At 66.0% G+C, this 641-nt stretch carries 1 protein-coding gene; it reads left to right on the top strand.

The window, feature by feature from the left end; genetic code table 11:
* On the top strand, window positions 1–415 hold a 415-nt coding region (locus J7643_19985; protein ID MBO9542874.1), incomplete at its 5' end, for a polysaccharide biosynthesis protein.
* Window positions 416–641: the final 226 nt, after the last annotated feature.

Genomic DNA, 641 nt, shown 5'->3' on the forward strand with positions numbered 1-641 from the left:
CTTCGTGCTCGACATGGGCCGGCCGGTGAAGGTGTTCGACCTTGCCCGCCGCATGATCCGGCTGTCCGGGCTCAAGCCGAAGACCGACGACGAGCCCGATGGCGATATCGAGGTCGTGTTCAACGGCCTGCGCCCCGGCGAGAAGCTCTACGAAGAGCTGCTCATCGGCGACAATCCCGAATCGACCGACCATCCGCGCATCATGATGGCCAACGAGAAGTACCTCTCGCTCGAGGAGGTCGAGCTCGGCCTGGAACGGATGTCGGAAGCGTTCCGCCGGCAGGACGCGGTTCAGGTCAAGCAGCTCCTGGCGGAGCTGGTGACCGATTACCAACCCTCGCCCAAGATCGTCGACCACCTCGCCCACTCGAGCGGCAAGCCGCGCCTGCGCGTGGTGTCGGGATCGTCGAGCTGATCGCCGGCCGGCGGTCCGGATCGGCCAGCGTAGATACATCTGGTCCTGCGCAGACCGGGGCCGGGAAACGGTTCCGCGAGGATCTCGATCAGTGGCTTCATTCTACCAGGTTCTGCAAGTGACCGCCGCCGCTGGCGACGGGATCACCGACGACACTGCGGCGCTCCAGGCCTTGCTGCGCAGCGCGCCGGCGGGCGCGACGCTGGATTTCGGAGACAAGACCTAC

Source organism: bacterium (genome assembly GCA_017744355.1).
Classification (GTDB): domain Bacteria; phylum Cyanobacteriota; class Sericytochromatia; order S15B-MN24; family UBA4093; genus JAGIBK01.